Here is a 14,102-nt window from a genome sequence, read left to right on the forward strand (position 1 = left end):
ACTCCACACCAACAGCTACCACCACTTCGCCTGCGGGTACGGCCCACCGATCACAATCGGCTCTCCAATCCGCGGCGTCGTAATCGGCAATCCGTCTGCCGCAGCCTTCGCTGTCACGCGATCGATTGGCTCATTCCAGGGATGCAACGCCAGTCTGAACTTCCCCCAATGCACCGGCATCAGCACCTTCGCTTGCAGGTCCTTCGCCGCCAGCACCGTCTCCTCCGGCATCATATGTATAAAAGGCCATTGCTTATCGTACTGCCCCGACTCCAGCAACGCCAGGTCGAACGGGCCAAACGTATCGCCGATCTTCTTAAACGAAGCGTCATACCCCGAGTCGCCTCCCAAAAAGATCTTGTGCCCGGATGTCTTCAATACAAACGACGACCACAACGTCTTGTTCCGTATAAAGCCTCTGCCGGAGAAGTGGCGCGCAGGCGTAGCCGTCAGCTCAATACCCGGCAACGCGGTTGCCTGCTCCCACCAATCCAACTCGTGGATCTTACTTTCCGATACACCCCAATAGGCCAGATGGCTGCCAACGCCCAGCGAAGTGTAGATCGATTTGGTACGCGTGTGCATTTTTTTAATCGTGCCGTAGTCCAGGTGATCGTAGTGATCGTGTGTGATGATCATCAGGTCGATGTCGGGAAAGTCGTCGGCACTATAGATCTCGGTGCCGGGAAATTGTTCAGAACCTGCATACTGCACTGGCGATGCGCGTTTGCTAAAGACAGGATCGACCAGGATGTTCTTGCCGTCGATGCGCAGGAAGTATGATGAGTGCCCGAACCAAACGATGACCGGCTCCTGTCCGCCGAGCGCACGCAAATCGGTCTTAACGGCAGGCAACACATGGTCGGGCTCGCGCAAGGGGTCGGTGGCGAAGAAGAACTTCTTCAGCATGTCGGGATACGAAACGTCGTCGGCCATCATGGCCGTGGGCAGTATATTTTCGAAATGATCCTTCTTGTATTGCGGCGAGCGCTCGATCCGGGCCAGTCGTTCACCCGACGGCAACTTGCCAAACGACGGTTGTTGCATAAACAGAAAGACAGTCACCACCAGGGCCACAACAACAAAGAGCGTAATCATCATAATCTTCCGAAAAAGTTTCATACTCCTAAGTCGGTCGTAACAACGGTTTATTGTACCCGAAAACCGGTATAAAAAAGAAAAGGCAATGATCGTAGCGAACATTGCCTTTCCAAAACGGTGTCGGTAACGATTACCGCACGTTGATACCAAACCCTACCGTGAGGGCATTGTACTTTTGCAGCGTGTAGTCCGCATGCAGGGTGATTACCGCCAGCTTCAGACGGAAACCGGCCGTGGCACGAGGGCCAGAAGTTTTGAAGTCGATGTTGACTGGGTTGATCTCGCGGAAGTTTGTTTCGTAGGTGCCGTTGTCATTCAAGTCCCACTTACCTTTTACGCCAATGTTAGACTTTACGATGTTATAGCCCAGGCCGCCGTACAGGGTTATGACGGAGAATTTCTTAGAGATAACGCCCTGGATGGTAGTAGCGTTCATCACCATTTCGGCAGCAGCGTTTTCTGTCTGGATGTCGTCCGGTACGTAAGCATACTGCAGCTTCAGGTGCGTATAGCCTACAAAAGCCGACAGATCGAACGGAATCACTTTAAAGCCCGGCAGCCATTGTTTGAGGTCGTGCATCACGCCGATACCGAACATGTTCGCACTACCGTCATCGCCCAGGTCTACCTCAGGCATAAAGCGAATCTTGAGGTCAGTGCTTTTCGGCAGACCAATACCCAGGTGCACCATCGGAGTGGGTACCCAGTTCTTACCGATCTCCTCTTTCAGATTAAGACCTTCCGGACCTTCAAAGGTTTCACCGGTGCCTTTCACACGATATACGGGGGCCTGATCGGGACCGATAATAGTCGGGGCCTGGCCGGCAGGACTTGCTGTACCACCATTGACTAATTCAATGCTGGTAAGGTTGGTCGGTACCGTGTAGAACATCTCCTTGTTGGGAATGCGCATAGCGCTTACCGTGATCGTCAGGTCGATGCCAATGAGCTTGTGAGGCTTGGCGGTGTTGTACCAACCCGAGTTCAAGCCCAGCGCAAAGCTCTTCATAAAGGGCGCGATGTAGCCGCTTACAAGCTTCTCGCCGTCCGCAGCATTCTCACGGATCAGTTTGTCAATGTCGTCTTGAGCATAGGTAGCCGTTGTCGCGGTGAACGTCAACATACCTGCCAATGCCGCCAATCGTAAAAATTTCATGATGGTTAGGAAGTTTTAAATTAAAGAGCTTAAACAATGCACATTCATTCGAAATTACCCATTTAGGTAAACTCCCTGAAAACCAGCATGTAAAAAAATGATGAATATAGCGCTGCATGTAAGGTTTTAACGCAAATCGTACGCAACAACACTTATGGTATCAGGCATCGTGTTAATTTTGCGGCGACATGATTGTACTGTATAATCTGGCGATTTTCCTGTTAGGCGTAGGGGTACGCATAGCGGCGCTCTTTCATCCCAAAGCCAAAGCCTTTGCGCAAGGGCGGAAAAGGGTCTTTCACGAGCTGGCAGCACGCTTTCAACACCAGCCGGGATTCGTGGTCTGGATCCACTGTGCGTCCCTCGGTGAGTTTGAGCAGGGCCGGCCCCTCATTGAAGCGCTGAAAGAGCGCTTTCCCGATGTACGCGTGCTGTTGACATTTTTCTCACCCTCGGGCTATGAGGTGCGCAAAAATTATGACAAGGCCGACTATGTATGCTACATGCCCCTCGATACAGCAGCCAATGCACGTCGTTTTTTATCCCTGGTAAAACCCGATCTGGCCATCTTTGTGAAGTATGAATTCTGGCATCATTTCGCACGCACCCTACGCAAAAGCAACATTCCGTTGCTGTCGGTGTCGGCCATCTTCCGCCAGGACCAACTGTTTTTTCAATCATACGGCGGGTTCTACCGCAATATCCTGAAACAATTCTCCTTCTTTTTTGTACAAAACGACGAGTCCGTTCGACTGCTGCAAAGCATCGGCATTCACCATGTGAAGCGCGCCGGCGATACCCGGTTCGACCGCGTGTACCAGGTCGTGCAACAGGCAGAAGAGATCGCCATTGCCAAAAGCTTTAAAGCCGATCAGAAAGTATTGGTCGTCGGCAGCTCCTGGACGGAAGACCTGGACGTGCTGATTCCCTTCATCAACGAAGACCGGCTAAAGTTTATCATTGCGCCACACGAGATCAACGAGTCTTCCCTCGTCATCCTGGAGCGATCACTGCAGGTACGCTCCGTGCGGTACTCACGGGCAGCCCAGACGCCCGACCTCGAAGAAGCCCGGGTGTTGATCATCGACAATGTCGGTATGCTGTCGCGTCTGTATCGCTATGGCGAGTTTGCGTATGTAGGCGGCGCGTTTGGCAAAGGCCTCCACAACATACTGGAAGCCGCTTGTTATGGTGTGCCGATCTTTTTTGGCAACCGCAACTATGAAAAATTCCAGGAGGCTGTCGACCTCATCAACCGCGGCGGTGCATTTGAAATATCCGACTACCCCGACTTCAAAGCGAAATACGAAATGCTCAACATACCCGAGAATTTTCTACTGGCCTGCGAAGTGACGCGGCAATATGTAGAAGAAAACCTGGGCGCTACCCGCATGATTATCGATTACGTCGTCACCACTTCCAAGATTCGCCCCGCATGAGCACCCAGCGGCTCAACGGCACCGTCATGCGCTCCACGGGCTCGTTCTACGACGTGCTCGCACCCGACGGCCGGCACTATAACTGCCGCGTGCGCGGTAAGATCCGCCTGGAAGGCATCAAAGAAACAAACCCAGTCGCGGTGGGCGACCATGTAGCCTTCGACCCCGAGCACGAAATCGGCTCCATCACCGAAATACTTCCCCGCACCAACCACATCCTGCGACAGTCGGTTAAAAAGACCGGGCACTCGCATATACTGGCGGCCAATGTCGACCAGGCCTTGCTGGTAGTCACGCTGGCCATGCCACGTACATCGTTGGGATTTATCGACCGCTTTCTGGTCAGCGCCGAAGCGTTTCGCATCCCACAGGTAATTGTTTTTAACAAGAAAGACCTGCTTCTGCCCGAGGAGTCGGAATTGACACAACAGCTGATCGCTTTATATACTTCGTTGGGCGTTACGTGTTTCTCGTTGTCGGCGCGTGAGGAATCGGCCGATGCAGTACAACACGTGTTACAAAATAAGATCACCCTGATTGCTGGCCACTCCGGCGTAGGCAAGTCTACACTGCTGAACAAGCTCGCGCCGCACATCGAGCAAACCGTAGGAGATATCTCGTCCTCTTCCGAAAAGGGTACGCATACCACAACCTTCGCCGAAATGTTTCAACTCGACGAGCGCACCTTTGTGATCGACACTCCGGGTGTAAAGGAATGGGGCCTCGTGGATACTCAACGACAGGAGCTTTCGGACTATTTCCCCGAAATGCGCGACCGTCGGCTGGACTGTAAATTCGGAGCGCGCTGCATCCATGTAAGCGAGCCAAAGTGTGCCGTGATCGACGCCGTACAAAGCGGCGCCATCGCGCCCAGCCGCTATCAGAATTACCTGGGCATGTTGTTGGGCGAAGACAATCGAAAATAATCAACCGGGATAATGTTGCGCGCGGTTTCTACGACGCAAGCGCATATACCGAAACACCAGCCCTACATCCAGTACTTTCAAACATTGCTTCATTTCATAGCCAATACGCTGGTGCAGCGCTCGCTGCTCCGCACGCGTGCGGTTCATCTCCAGTATTTTCTCACAGACACGATAGGTGCTATACCGTTGACGATCGTTACGCGTAAATTGTTTTTCAGCCAACGAACCCGTCACTACCCGCTTGCGCACCAACGCCTGGGGAATGTAACAAAATCGAAAGGCACGGGATCCGCGCATCCACAAATCAAAATCTTCATAAGACAACGACTCATCATACCCGCCGAGGCTGTCGATCAGCAATCGGGTAAACATCATAGACGGGGAACAAATGAAATACCGCGTAATCAATGGTAAGTATACATCGCCCTGCGGCACCCTGGCATGCGGAAAGCGCTGAGAATGCAAATACAACAGGTTGCCGGAGGCATCGATCCATTCGGCATCGGTAAAGTTCAGGCCATAGGTCACGCCGTGCGCTTGCAGCGCTTTTACCCCATCGGCCACACGCCCGGATAACAGCACATCGTCCGCCGCCAGATCAATGATGTAATCGCCGGTGGCATGCGCCAACCCCCGGTTGAAAGCACGGCAGTTGCCGATATTTTCCGTCAGCGGTATAAAGACTACCTCGGGCATGGAACGCAGCTTCTCGCGAATCACGGCGACGCTATTGTCCTGACTCGCATCGTCCACTACAATCAGCTCGATATTGTCATAGGTCTGTTGCAGCGCCGAGTCGATCGCTTCTTCTACAAACCGGGCGTGGTTGTGACACAAACAGATGATGGAAACACGTGCGGACTGCATCACGACAACGATTTGGTAAATGTAAACTTAGGCGAAGGCGCCCCTCCCAACCGGAGCTTAAATTCCAATAGACCAAAGTTGGGTACATCCCCTAAGGCCGAGGTGCCCAGGTCCAGCAACGCGATGCCCTGCCGAACGCAGTACTGATACATACCGTCGATAAGCATTACCACGGGGCTAAGCGCATCGTATGCCGCGTCGTGGTCAGAATAAAAATTATACAGCACGTCGTCGCTTACCCGCACAGACAACGCGCCTGCGATGAGTTTCTTGTCCTGGTACACACCAAATAACACATAAGCCTCCGGAAAACGCGCGGCAGCTTTTAATACTTCTTCCCGGGAGAGTGAGAGCGCATACCCTTTCTTCTGACGACAGGTGGCAATGAAAGTATAGAGCTCCGGCAACTGCTCCGCCGGTAAGACATCAACCTCCAACCCGGCCGCGGCCGCCTGTCGTAGCTTACGCCGCTCCCACGCATGCAATGACCGCTCCCCGGACTTCTCCACCTCGATCAACGCCGTCGCTTCGGCATGCACTACCCGGTACCCCTGGTTGATGAGGAATGTGTGCAGTAAAGCCGATGTGTGCGGCCAATATCCTTGCGGTGCGCTCTTCAGCGTCAGTTGTGTAACGCCTTCGGCACGCAGGCTGGATTCAATAAAAGAAATGAAATCAAACAGCTGTGTAGGCGACACCCGCGAGGAACATTCAATGCCACCATACGGCGCGCGCAACGGGCTCTTGCCTACGCCATTGTCAATACACACCTGGAACACAGCCAGCAATTGGCGACGTTTTTCGTGCAGCATAAAAAAGCTCCGCCACACCTGACCACCTTGCAAAGCCACGTGCCCCGGTTGATTATAGAGGGATATCGTATAATCAGGATGATAGCCTACGGGCCATGCTCCTGTTGAAAATATGACAGAGCTCAATACGGAATACCGATCTTTTTATAAATGAAGTGCATCAGCCACGCCGGTCCGATCAGCAGAAACTGTATGTCTTTTAGAAACGACGGCTTTTTGCCTTCGATCTTATGACCGTAAAATTGCCCGACCCAGGCCAGCACAAATATACCTATACATACCGCCCACAGCGGTCCGACGTTTAGTCGTATAATCACGTTCACCAGCGCCAGGCAAGCGGCACTGAACAACATCATGCCGATGCTCAGGGGGATCGACAACGTCACGTAATAAACAATCACGGGAATGAGCAGCACGGTCCCCCAGTGCGCGTAGACGTTGCCTTCGCCGAGGAATTGCTGCACCGGCGTCGCGGGAATGGAGGCGATCAGCCCGACGATGCTAAAAAAGATTGCCGGTACACAAATCCAGTGAATGGTTTTGTTGGTGGCGTCCTGGTGACTCTCGCCATATTCGGTAAATAGATAATCGATCTTGCGCATACACAAAGGGGTTTAGGGCAAAGTAATGTACTTAAAAACGAACGTAAAACATACCGGTTTTTCAGGCGCTGACCTTGGTGCGTACACGCTGCCAGTCTTTGATCTGCCAAAACACTTTGCCTGTCGTCAGGTGATTGCCCGCCTCGTCGTGGATCTTTACTTCGCAGGGTATTACCACCGCCTCCTGCGTGCGCAACGGTTCGTAGATCTGCTCTTGCAACCACGCCTCCGAAATTTCAAACACCGCCGTAGCGTCCATCTTGCCTTGATAATGATAGTCCATTTCCAGGCGTTGCATAATGATGCGATACTTGCGGCTGTCGAGGCGGCTCACCAGCAGAAAGCCCGTCGTAAATTCCGAAACAGTCGCCAGGGCACAAGCGTGCAGTCCGCGAATGTGGTTCTGGTTACGGCGCCGGTACGGCAGCCGTGTTTTGAGATGGTAATCACCAATGTCTATGACCTGAAAACCGTGAGGTCTGTTAAAGGGTATCATCCGGTCTAACGACTTGTTCAGCAGCCAGCGGTAAAAGCCGGAGTGCTGGGCTTTGGCGACAATCTTATTCGGGTCAAACATAGCGGTAGCATTTCTGTGGTTAGCCAAGGTATGTAATTTCTCCTTACCTTACTTCTATGAAAAAGAAAGTCCTTGTACTGGGCGCGGGGTTGGTGGGCAATGCCATTGCCATCGACCTGGCCAAGACCTATAATGTTACCTCGGCCGACGTCCGCCCCGAGGCACTCGGCGCACTGGCGAAACATGGCGTAAAAACCTGCCAGGCCGACCTGAGCGACCTCGACCTGCTCCACGCACTGGTACAACCGTTCGACCTGGTGGTCGGCGCCGTACCCGGCTTCATGGGTTTTCAAACCGCACGCACGGTAATCGAAGCCGGCAGGAACATGGTGGACATCTCATTCTTTCCCGAAGACCCCTTCCTCCTCGACGATCTTGCCCGCCGTCAAAACGTCACCATCATCACCGACTGCGGCGTCGCCCCCGGCATGGGCAATATCATCCTGGGCTATCACCGCCCGCGCATGCAGGTACAATCCTACGAATGCCTCGTCGGCGGCCTGCCCAGCGTGCGCGAGTGGCCCTATGAATATAAGGCCGTATTCTCCCCCATCGACGTTATCGAAGAATATACCCGCCCGGCACGCTATGTACAAAACGGCGCCATCGTCGTGCGCGAGGCGCTGTCTGATGCCGAGCTTATTCACTTCCCCGGCGTCGGCACCCTCGAGTCCTGGAACAGCGACGGCCTGCGCACACTCATCCATACCATGCAGGGTATTCCCGACATGATCGAAAAAACCCTGCGTTACCCCGGCTGCATCGAATACCTGCGCATGCTCCGCGACAGCGGATTTTTTTCCAAGGAAGAGATCGACGTAAACGGCATGCGCATACGGCCGCTAGACGTAACGGCGCAGCTACTATTTCCACAATGGAAGCTCAAGCCAGGAGAAGAAGAGTTTACCGTTATGCGCATTCGCGTGAAAGGCATGGAAGAAGGGCTCTCCGTGACGTATGAATATAACTTACTGGACCGCACCGATCGGGCTACCGGCACATTGTCCATGGCGCGCACCACGGGGTATACCTGCACGGCGGCTGTACAATTGGTATTGGATGGAAAGTTTACCCGTCGCGGCATTTCCCCCCCGGAGTATTTAGGAGAAGAGGAGTATAATTTTAAGTATATACGCGATCATCTGGCCGCCCGCGGCGTGCAGTATGCGCTTACCGTGAAGGAATAGATCGTAGCCAGCTGTAATAATAAAAAAGTCCATTCCTCTTCACGAAGAACGGACCTTTTAATATTGTTTTCAGAACGAGCGTCTTGACACTAAGCTTTCGGCGCCAGCCGGCTCTTCCAATAGCCATAGCTAAAGTAGATCACCAAACCGATCGCCATCCATACAAAAAACCATTCCCAGGAAACCGCCGGGATCTCAATTAATAAGTACGCGCAGCACAGCATACCCAGCACCGGGATAAGCGAATAGCTTTTTACGACCGTCAGCACCGTGATGACAGTTGCCACCAGCACATATACCAGGAAAAGCGCCTCTTGCAAGCTAGCGGTAGGGTTAGCCAGGTCCGTCTGGATGCGATCCAGGAACAGGTATATAAACGCCACGAACAGCACCGGCACAATAAACCGGCCATTGACATAGGGCAGCTTAAAGCCCGACCGCGTCGCACTATCCAGGCGCGGCAGCATCAGCACACCGCCCGATACCAGTACAAAGGCAAACAGGGTACCAATGCTGGTCAGGTCGGTCATGAGCGAGCTTTGCATAAAAAGCGACGGGATGGCTACCAGGAAACCGGTTACGATCGTCGAAAAGTGTGGTGTTTGGTAGCGGGGGTGCACTTTGGCAAAAGCCTTAGGCAACAAGCCGTCGCGGCTCATGCTCATCCAGATCCGGGGCTGGCCCAACGCAAAGACCAGCAACACGCTGGTAGTCGCCACGACTGCGCTAATGGCGATGATATAGCTGATCCACTCCTGCCCTACGCGCTCAAATACAAAGGCCAGCGGATCGTTTACGTTCAATTCAGAATAATGCACCATGCCCGTCAGGGCCAGCGCCACTAAAATGTATAATACGGTGCAGATTACCAACGAGTAGATCATACCCCGCGGCAGATCGCGTTTGGGGTCCTTACATTCTTCAGCGGTGGTGGAGATCGCATCGAAGCCGATATACGCATAAAACACAGCCGACACCCCCTTTAGTACCCCCGCAAAACCGTTCGGCAGGAATGGTGACCAATACGAAGGCTTGGCATAAATGAATCCAAAGACGATGACAAACAGCACGACGGCAATCTTAAAGATCACCATATAATTGGCGCTCTTCTTACTTTCCTTGATTCCTATATAAGTGAGCCAGGTGATGAGAACGATGATGATACCGGCAGGCAAGTTCACAAAGATCGTTTTGCCGGCAACGACCGGGGCGCTCTCGTAAGCCGTGATGACCGACTGCATATTGGGCGTCATGGCAACACCGCTGCTCAGCTGCTGCTTCGTGGTTTCGTAGGCGAGCTTGGCCGTGGTGGGGTCGATGGTCAACCAACCCGGCAGGTGAATGCCGGCCGCTTCAAGCAAGTGGTTGAAATAGCTGCTCCACGAAATAGACACGACAATATTGCCGATGGCGTATTCCAGGATCAGCGCCCAGCCGATGATCCAGGCAATGATCTCGCCGAAGGAAACATACGCATAGGTATAGGCGCTGCCGGAAATCGGCACGCGGCTCGCAAACTCTGCATAACAAAGGGCAGAAAATCCACAGGTGATGGCGGTAAAGACAAATAACAACGATATACCCGGCCCCCCGTTAGACGCTGCCGTGCCGATCGTTGAAAATATACCCGCTCCGACTACGGCAGCAATGCCCATAAAAGTCAGATCGCGCACCGACAGCACTCTACGCAGGCCTTTGCCGCCATGGCCGTCGTCGACACCCCGCTCGGCGTCCTGCGCAATAGTCGTCAGCGACTTTTTGCGGAATAGAGATTTTGACATTCAGTTCAGTTTAGGGTTAAGTAGGGCTCAAAATAGCAAAAATTGATCAGCATTACAGGTTTGCCCGTTTCCGAACATTTGCCACGCTGCCCATTAAGTCCGAAAGTTACCGGCGGTAGGATAGGTGTCAGTATTTTTACTTTATTTTAAGGCGTGATAATTTTTTTAAGCTTTAATCGTATTTTTTAATGCAGTCGTCCTCCGAACATGTAAAAGACACACACGCAGACCCCTCAGGTTTTAAGACCACTATTTCAAACGAAGAACTCAACCAGCTACAGCTCAAAGCCTTTCACGAAAAGGTACAGGTCGTTACCGACCCGGCCGCGCTGCCGGCGGTAGCAAAAGAAATTCAAAAACACACCGTGGTGGGCTTCGATACCGAAACCCGCCCCAGTTTTAAGCGCGGGCAGGTATTTAAGGTCGCCCTCATTCAACTGGCCATTCCCGGCAAGGTGTTTCTCATCCGCACGCATCATGCGGGCGTCACACCCGAAATTGCCGCCATCTTTGAAAACCCCGGCATCATTAAAGCCGGCGTAGCCATACACGACGACATCAAAGGTCTGCAAAAATTTGCCCCTTTTACCCCCCAGTCGTTTGTCGACCTATCCATCGTAGCCCGTAAAGCCGGCTACCAGGTAGAAAGTGTAAAAAAACTCACTGGCCTCCTCCTGGGCTTCCGCATTTCCAAAAGCGCCCAGACCTCCAACTGGGAAGCACCCACCCTGACCGAAAAACAGATCGAGTACGCCGCCACCGACGCCTGGGTCTGCCTGGAGATTTACCGCAAATTGATCGAAGCCAGCGGTAAAGGCCCCGTCGTGCAATAGACCTAAAGTGAGTGTGAGCGCGCGCGCTCACACTCACGCTGTCTCATCGTGCAGGTTAGTGCAGGAAAGTCATGCAGCAATACGCCGTATCTTGCGACGTAACCTGGAACCGCCTATGACACGTCTGCTCTTTTTCCTCTGCCTGCTGGCCACCGCCACCCAGGCGCAAAAACTCGCCGTCACAACACCGACCTGCGAATACCAACACAACCCCCTGGGCCTGGGCATAACAACACCGCGCTTCAGCTGGGTACTCACCGCCACCCGCCGCAACGTACTACAAACAGGCTATGAGCTCGTGGTGAGCCGCGACGCCGGCTTTCGCAACGTAGTCTGGAAAACCGGTCGGGTAAAGAGCGACCAATCGGTGCTCGTATCCTACCGTGGCCCCGCCCTCACCGCCGGCGAGAAATACTATTGGCGCGTGCGCGTATGGGACAACGGTGGCAACGCCAGCGCGTGGAGCACCGCCCAGTCGTTCGAAATGGGCCTCTTACAACCCGGTGACTGGACGGCCGCCTGGATCGAGCCCGGCCTGCCCGGCGATGCCGTCAACAAACCTGCGCCCCTGGTGCGACGCGAGTTCACCCTCGGCAAGCCCGTGGCCACCGCCCGGCTCTACATCACTGCCCACGGCCTGTACGAAGCTCATATCAATGGCCAGCGGGTAGGCGATGCGTATCTCACGCCCGGCTGGACAAGCTATAACAAGCGGCTTCAATACCAGGTATACGATGTCACCCCACTACTCAAGACAGGCGTCAACGCCACTGGGGTATTACTCGGCGACGGCTGGTACCGGGGAAACCTGGCCTGGGCCGACACAAAAAACATCTATGGCTCCACGCTCGGACTGCTCTACGAGCTCCGCGTCACCTACACCGACGGCACGCGCCAGGTCATTACATCCGACAAACAATGGAAAAGCAACACCGGTCCCATCGTGCGGGCCGGGATCTATTACGGTGAAGCCTACGATGCCCGCCTCGAAAAGACCGGATGGACCAAGACCGGCTACGCCGACGCGGGTTGGCAGGGCGTAAAAGTTGCCGAAGGTGGAAAAGACAACCTCGTGGCTACCTACGGCCCGCCCGTACGCAAACACGAGACCTTCCGCGCACAAAAGATCATCCACACGCCGAAAGGCGAAACGGTCGTGGACTTCGGCCAGAACCTGGTCGGATGGATCACACTGAAAGTATCGGGCAAAGCAGGCGACCGCGTCACGATCCGCCACGCCGAAGTGCTCGATCGCGAAGGCAACTTTTATACCGACAACCTCCGCGCCGCACAGGCCGAAGTAGTGTACACGCTGAAAGGCGGCGGCCAGGAAGTATATGAGCCTCGGCTCAGCTTCTTCGGTTTCCGCTATATAAAAGTCGAAGGCTATCCCGGCACACTGACAACCGAGAATATCTCCGCCACCGCGTTGTATTCCGACATGCCCTCCACCGGCAGCTTTTCCACCTCGCATCCGCTCATCAACCAGCTTCAGCACAACATCCGCTGGGGCCAGAACGGCAACTTCGTGGACGTCCCCACCGACTGCCCGCAACGCGACGAGCGGTTGGGCTGGACCGGCGATGCGCAGGTATTCGCCCGCACCGCGGCCTTCAACCGGCAGGTAGCCGGCTTCTTCAACAAGTGGATGCACGATGTAGCCGCCGACCAGCAGGCTGACGGACGCATTCCCTTCGTGATCCCCAACGTACTGGGCCAGAACGACGCCGCCTCCACGGGCTGGGCCGATGTCGTCACCATCATTCCCTGGACGATGTTCCAGGCCTATGGCGACACGACCTTCCTCCGGCAACAATACCCGTCCATGAAAGCGTGGGTAGACTATATGGAACGCAACAGTCAACACGACCTCTGGAACACCGGCTTCCATTTCGGCGACTGGCTTTTCTATCGCCCGTTCGATGACAACGACGGCACCTCCGCCGTCACCGACAAATACCTCATCGCACAATGTTTCCGCGCCAACTCCGTACAGTTGATGATCAACGCAGCGACTATACTCGGACGACAAGACGAAGCACAAGCCTACAGCAGCCAGCTGAAGAAAATTAAGGACGCTTTCCTGCGGGAGTATGCAACGCCGTCGGGGCGATTGGTATCCGGCACCCAAACCGCGTATGTACTGGCATTGCAATTCGACATGCTGCCCGAGAACCTGCGCGCACAAGCCGCGGACCGCCTCGTGGCCAACGTCCGTCAATACGGTAACCACCTTACTACAGGCTTCCTCGGCACGCCCTACCTCTGTCATGTTTTATCGCAGACCGGCCACACCGACGTGGCGTACGACTTGCTCCTGCAAGAGACATACCCTTCGTGGTTATATCCGGTGAAAATGGGGGCCACGACCATTTGGGAACGGTGGGACGGCCAGCGTCCGGATGGCACCTTTCAAACACCCGGCATGAACTCGTTTAACCACTACGCCTATGGCGCCATCGGCGACTGGATGTACCGCCGCATCACCGGTATACGCAATGCCGCACCGGGCTACAAACACATCACCATCGCGCCCGAGCCGGGCGGCAACATACAACAAGCCGCCGCCGAGCTGGTGACGCCGCATGGCTCCGTCAGCTCCGCCTGGAAAAAAGCCGGTGCCGCGTTTACGCTGGACGTTACGATACCCGCGAACACCACGGCCGAAGTCGTGCTGCCGGGCGCCGCGGGCAAGAAGGTGATCGAGACCAGGACGGCGCTTGAGCAAACCGGCTTCGCGCAGAAAACCACCGGCAGCGATATTACAGTCACGCTGGGCTCGGGCACCTACCACTTTCAGTATGAATAATACATTGATTAT

General features: G+C 54.4%; 12 protein-coding genes. 5 read left to right on the top strand and 7 right to left on the bottom strand.

Annotation, left to right across the window (positions count from 1 at the left end; all coding sequences use genetic code 11):
- Positions 1-15 precede the first annotated feature (15 nt).
- Together KK062_RS18325 and KK062_RS18330 are read right to left on the bottom strand one after the other, a co-directional pair.
- Complete coding sequence (locus KK062_RS18325) at positions 16-1,101, bottom strand: MBL fold metallo-hydrolase (protein WP_254085791.1); 1,086 nt, start codon at positions 1,099-1,101, stop codon at positions 16-18.
- A gap of 130 nt (positions 1,102-1,231) precedes the next feature.
- Complete coding sequence (locus KK062_RS18330; protein WP_254085792.1) at positions 1,232-2,257, bottom strand: DUF6588 family protein; 1,026 nt, start codon at positions 2,255-2,257, stop codon at positions 1,232-1,234.
- 188 nt (positions 2,258-2,445) lie between these two features.
- On the opposite strand from KK062_RS18330, the gene KK062_RS18335 reads away from it, so the two are divergent.
- Positions 2,446-3,696: a 3-deoxy-D-manno-octulosonic acid transferase gene (locus KK062_RS18335; protein ID WP_254085793.1), complete on the top strand. Its 1,251-nt coding sequence runs from the start codon at positions 2,446-2,448 to the stop codon at positions 3,694-3,696.
- Entirely contained in the window at positions 3,693-4,622 is a 930-nt protein-coding gene (gene rsgA / locus KK062_RS18340; RefSeq protein WP_254085794.1) for a ribosome small subunit-dependent GTPase A, read from the top strand. The genes KK062_RS18335 and rsgA overlap by 4 nt, the downstream gene beginning before the upstream one ends.
- Here rsgA and KK062_RS18345 read toward each other — a convergent pair whose 3' ends face one another.
- The 4 genes from KK062_RS18345 to KK062_RS18360 form a co-directional block, all read right to left on the bottom strand.
- Entirely contained in the window at positions 4,623-5,489 is an 867-nt protein-coding gene (locus KK062_RS18345) for a glycosyltransferase (protein ID WP_254085795.1), read from the bottom strand.
- Entirely contained in the window at positions 5,489-6,427 is a 939-nt protein-coding gene (locus KK062_RS18350) for a GNAT family N-acetyltransferase (RefSeq protein ID WP_254085796.1), read from the bottom strand. Before KK062_RS18350 ends, KK062_RS18345 begins: the two co-directional genes overlap by 1 nt.
- Positions 6,424-6,903: an Mpo1 family 2-hydroxy fatty acid dioxygenase gene (locus KK062_RS18355; RefSeq protein WP_254085797.1), complete on the bottom strand. Its 480-nt coding sequence runs from the start codon at positions 6,901-6,903 to the stop codon at positions 6,424-6,426. The genes KK062_RS18350 and KK062_RS18355 overlap by 4 nt, the downstream gene beginning before the upstream one ends.
- A gap of 61 nt (positions 6,904-6,964) precedes the next feature.
- Positions 6,965-7,480: a DUF4442 domain-containing protein gene (locus tag KK062_RS18360; RefSeq protein WP_254085798.1), complete on the bottom strand. Its 516-nt coding sequence runs from the start codon at positions 7,478-7,480 to the stop codon at positions 6,965-6,967.
- A 56-nt stretch (positions 7,481-7,536) separates the two neighbouring features.
- On the opposite strand from KK062_RS18360, the gene KK062_RS18365 reads away from it, so the two are divergent.
- Positions 7,537-8,667: a saccharopine dehydrogenase family protein gene (locus tag KK062_RS18365; protein ID WP_254085799.1), complete on the top strand. Its 1,131-nt coding sequence runs from the start codon at positions 7,537-7,539 to the stop codon at positions 8,665-8,667.
- Between the two features lie 89 nt (positions 8,668-8,756).
- On the opposite strand, the gene KK062_RS18370 is transcribed toward KK062_RS18365, so the two are convergent.
- A complete protein-coding gene (locus KK062_RS18370; protein WP_254085800.1) occupies positions 8,757-10,448 on the bottom strand; it encodes an amino acid permease in 1,692 nt (563 codons plus the stop codon).
- Positions 10,449-10,636: 188 nt separating this feature from the next.
- On the opposite strand from KK062_RS18370, the gene KK062_RS18375 reads away from it, so the two are divergent.
- Together KK062_RS18375 and KK062_RS18380 are read left to right on the top strand one after the other, a co-directional pair.
- Positions 10,637-11,281 (top strand): 3'-5' exonuclease, encoded by a 645-nt coding sequence (locus KK062_RS18375; RefSeq protein ID WP_254085801.1) that lies wholly within the window; start codon positions 10,637-10,639, stop codon positions 11,279-11,281.
- A 115-nt stretch (positions 11,282-11,396) separates the two neighbouring features.
- Positions 11,397-14,090, top strand: coding sequence for a glycoside hydrolase family 78 protein (locus KK062_RS18380; protein ID WP_254085802.1), 2,694 nt, complete (start codon positions 11,397-11,399; stop codon positions 14,088-14,090).
- Positions 14,091-14,102: the final 12 nt, after the last annotated feature.

It is taken from the genome of Dawidia cretensis, assembly GCF_018598175.1.
Lineage (GTDB): Bacteria > Bacteroidota > Bacteroidia > Cytophagales > Cyclobacteriaceae > Ohtaekwangia > Ohtaekwangia cretensis.

What these genes read in the sequence shown, in the direction of transcription:
- KK062_RS18325 (WP_254085791.1), bottom strand. Translation starts at nt 1,101, where the DNA reads ATGATGATTACGCTCTTTGTTGTTGTGGCCCTGGTGGTGACTGTCTTT.
- KK062_RS18330 (WP_254085792.1), bottom strand. Translation starts at nt 2,257, where the DNA reads ATGAAATTTTTACGATTGGCGGCATTGGCAGGTATGTTGACGTTCACC.
- KK062_RS18335 (WP_254085793.1), top strand. Translation starts at nt 2,446, where the DNA reads ATGATTGTACTGTATAATCTGGCGATTTTCCTGTTAGGCGTAGGGGTA.
- rsgA (WP_254085794.1), top strand. Translation starts at nt 3,693, where the DNA reads ATGAGCACCCAGCGGCTCAACGGCACCGTCATGCGCTCCACGGGCTCG.
- KK062_RS18345 (WP_254085795.1), bottom strand. Translation starts at nt 5,489, where the DNA reads ATGCAGTCCGCACGTGTTTCCATCATCTGTTTGTGTCACAACCACGCC.
- KK062_RS18355 (WP_254085797.1), bottom strand. Translation starts at nt 6,903, where the DNA reads ATGCGCAAGATCGATTATCTATTTACCGAATATGGCGAGAGTCACCAG.
- KK062_RS18360 (WP_254085798.1), bottom strand. Translation starts at nt 7,480, where the DNA reads ATGTTTGACCCGAATAAGATTGTCGCCAAAGCCCAGCACTCCGGCTTT.
- KK062_RS18365 (WP_254085799.1), top strand. Translation starts at nt 7,537, where the DNA reads ATGAAAAAGAAAGTCCTTGTACTGGGCGCGGGGTTGGTGGGCAATGCC.
- KK062_RS18370 (WP_254085800.1), bottom strand. Translation starts at nt 10,448, where the DNA reads ATGTCAAAATCTCTATTCCGCAAAAAGTCGCTGACGACTATTGCGCAG.
- KK062_RS18375 (WP_254085801.1), top strand. Translation starts at nt 10,637, where the DNA reads ATGCAGTCGTCCTCCGAACATGTAAAAGACACACACGCAGACCCCTCA.
- KK062_RS18380 (WP_254085802.1), top strand. Translation starts at nt 11,397, where the DNA reads ATGACACGTCTGCTCTTTTTCCTCTGCCTGCTGGCCACCGCCACCCAG.